This is a genomic window from Streptomyces sp. NPDC059037 (assembly GCF_042740015.1).
In the GTDB taxonomy this organism is placed as follows: Bacteria; Actinomycetota; Actinomycetes; order Streptomycetales; family Streptomycetaceae; genus Streptomyces.
This window is the reverse complement of record NZ_JBHYIG010000152.1, coordinates 1-2,796: the sequence shown is the minus strand read 5'-3', so window position 1 is coordinate 2,796 and position 2,796 is coordinate 1. Positions and strand designations below refer to the sequence as shown.

The 2,796-nt window shown below is 72.3% G+C and carries 2 protein-coding genes; both read right to left on the bottom strand.

The genetic code is table 11. The features are described from left to right. Positions 1-128 precede the first annotated feature (128 nt). The gene (locus ACFWY6_RS27370; RefSeq protein WP_384695502.1) at positions 129-929 is read right to left on the bottom strand and encodes an ABC transporter ATP-binding protein; all 801 of its coding nucleotides are present in this window, start codon (positions 927-929) and stop codon (positions 129-131) included. Continuing rightward, on the bottom strand, positions 926-2,650 hold the full coding sequence (leuA, locus tag ACFWY6_RS27365) for a 2-isopropylmalate synthase (RefSeq protein WP_384695534.1): 1,725 nt from the start codon (positions 2,648-2,650) through the stop codon (positions 926-928). The genes ACFWY6_RS27370 and leuA overlap by 4 nt, the downstream gene beginning before the upstream one ends. Between the last annotated feature and the right edge of the window lie 146 nt (positions 2,651-2,796).

Sequence of the window (2,796 nt, the reverse complement as noted above, 5' to 3'; positions counted from 1 at the left end):
TCTACCCCCCCCACCCCCACCCACCCGTCGTGCTTGTTTGGTGTGTGTTTGTTGTTTTGTTCAGCGCGGGGGCGGGGGGGGGGGGGGCCGCGCCCCCCCCCCGGGGCCCCATCGTCATGTTCAGCCCCTCATGTTCGGCGGCGCGTCGCCGCCCGCACGCTCCACCGTCCTTCCCTGCGTTCGAGGTGCACAGGATGGTCGAAGCACTTGCCGATCTGGTCGCTGGTCAATACGTCGTCGACGGCGCCGGAGGCGAGCGCGCGGCCGTCCCGCAGGAGCAGGGCGTGCGTCGTGCCGGCCGGGAGTTCCTCCAGGTGGTGGGTGACCAGGACCGTGGCGAGTTCGGGGTGGCTCTGGCGCAGGGTGTCCAGGCTGTCGAGGAGGCGTTCGCGGCCCGCGAGATCGAGCCCGGTGGCGGGTTCGTCGAGCAGGACGAGGCGCGGCTTCGGCATCAGGGAGCGCGCGATGAGCGTCCGGCCGCGCTCCCCCTGGGAGAGCGTGGGCCAGCGCGCGTCCGTGCGGTGCGCGAGACCCAGCATGGCGATGAGGCGGTCGGCGTGCTCCCGCTGCCCGGGCGTGGGGCGCCAACGGGGCAGTGGTTCGACGCTGTTGGTGAGCCCGGTCAGGACGACGTCGCGGACCCGCAGGGGCGAGCGGAGCGGATGGCGCGGGTTGACGTGACCGACGTACGCCCGCAGTGCGCGCAGGTCGACGGTGCCGAGGCGGCGGCCGAGCACCTCGACCGTGCCGTGGGTGGGGTGCGTGACGGCGCCGCAGAGGCCGAGCAGGGTCGACTTGCCCGCGCCGTTGGCGCCGAGCAGCGCCCAGTGCTCGCCGGGGCGGACGGTGAGGGTGACCTCTTCGAGGATGGGGCGCCCGTCGCGGACGACGGTGACGGTGTCGGCGTGCAGCACCGGCCGCGGGGTCATCGGGCGGCCCCTGCCCGGTTCACGGCGGAGAGCACCGCCTGGAGGGACGCGGTCAGGACCGAGGTGTCCAGGCCCGCGCCCCAGCGGGTGACGCCGCCGACGCGGCACTCGGCGTACGCGACGGCCTCGTTGTACGCGACGGCTTCGCCGGGCGCGCCGTCCGCCTCGACGGTGTGCTCGGAGTAGTCGAGGATGTCGACGGTGATGCCGGCGGCGGCGAGCGCATCGACGAACGCGGACAGCGGGCCGTTGCCGACACCCTCGAAGTCCCCTGCCTTGTCGCCGACTTGGAGCGTGCAGACGAAGCGGTGCGCGCCGTCGGGGGCCCGGTCGGTGGTCCACGCGTCGAGCGTCACGTCGCCGTCCCGGCCCGGCGCGAGATACGCCGTCGCGAACAGCTCGTACAGCTCCTTGGCGGTCGCCTCACGCCCGCTGTCGTCGGTGGCGTCCTGCACGACGCGCGAGAAGTCGGGCCGCATGCGCTGCGGCAGGTCGAGTCCGTACCGGGTCTTCAGGAGGTACGCCATTCCGCCCTTGCCCGACTGGGAGTTGACCCGGATGACCGCTTCGTAGGTGCGGCCGATGTCCGCCGGGTCGATCGGCAGATACGGCACCTCCCAGGGCGCCTCGCTCTCCGGCACGCCCGACTCGGCCGCCCGGCGGGCGTGATGGGCGAAGCCCTTGCTGATGGCGTCCTGGTGGGTGCCGGAGAACGCGGTGTGGACGAGGTCGCCGACGTAGGGGTGGCGGGGGTGCACGGGCAGCCGGTTGCAGTGCTCGACGACCTCGCGCACGGCGTCGATGTCGGAGAGGTCGACCATCGGGTCGACGCCCTGGGCGTGGAGGTTGAGGGCGAGGGTCACCAGGTCCACGTTCCCGGTGCGTTCGCCGTTGCCGAAGAGGCAGCCCTCGACGCGCTGGGCGCCTGCCAGGACGGCGAGTTCGGCGCAGGCGACGCCGGTGCCGCGGTCGTTGTGGGGGTGGACGGAGAGGATGACGGAGTCGCGCCGGGACAGATTGCGGTGCAGATACTCGATCTGGTCGGCGTAAACGTTCGGCGTCGCGATCTCGACGGTCGCCGGCAGGTTGTGGGTGACGGGCCGGTCAGGGCTCGCGTCCCACAACTCGCTGATGCCGTCGCAGAGTTCGAGTACGTAGTCGGGCTCGGTCAGATTGAAGGTCTCCGGCGAGAACTGGAACCGGATGTCCGCGCCGGGCCGCGCTTCGGCGAGGCGTGCCATGTGGGCGGCGGCTTCGGCGGCGATGTCGTACACCTGCGCGCGCGACCGCCCGAGCACCACGTCGCGCCAGACGGGCGAGGTGGCGATGTAGAGATGCACGACGGCGCGGGGCAGCCCCTCGATCGAGGCGAAGGTGCGGTCGATCAGCTCGGGCTTGGCGGGGGTGAAGACGACGATGCTGACGTCGTCGGGGATCTGGCCGCGCGCGGCGAGCGCGGCCAGGTCGCGTACGAAGTCGAAGTCGGCGCGGCTTGCCGAGGGATAGCCGACCTCGATCTCCTTGAAGCCCATCGAGACCAGCAGATCGAAGAAGCGCCGCTTGCGCTCCGGGTCCATCGGCTCGGCAAGCGCCTGGTTTCCGTCGCGCAGGTCGACGGGGACCCAGAGGGGTGCGCGCTCGATGCGGGCGGCGGGCCAACTCCGTTCCTGGGAAGGGACGTTGACACGATCTTGGTAGGGGCGGTAGCGGTGGGACGGCATGACGCTCGGGCGCTGGGGATTCCACGGATACGCGGCGGTGTTCACGGTGGCCTCTCGGCGCGGTCGGTCGGCCGACCGGCCGCACGACCCCCCGCGGCGGGGTGGCGGTCGCGTGATGGCCCGCCCCGGCCGCCGCCGAGAGCTGT

Bases quoted from the DNA above. Each gene is read 5' to 3' on its own strand.
- ACFWY6_RS27370 (WP_384695502.1), bottom strand. From the start codon at position 929: ATGACCCCGCGGCCGGTGCTGCACGCCGACACCGTCACCGTCGTCCGC.
- leuA (WP_384695534.1), bottom strand. From the start codon at position 2,650: ATGCCGTCCCACCGCTACCGCCCCTACCAAGATCGTGTCAACGTCCCT.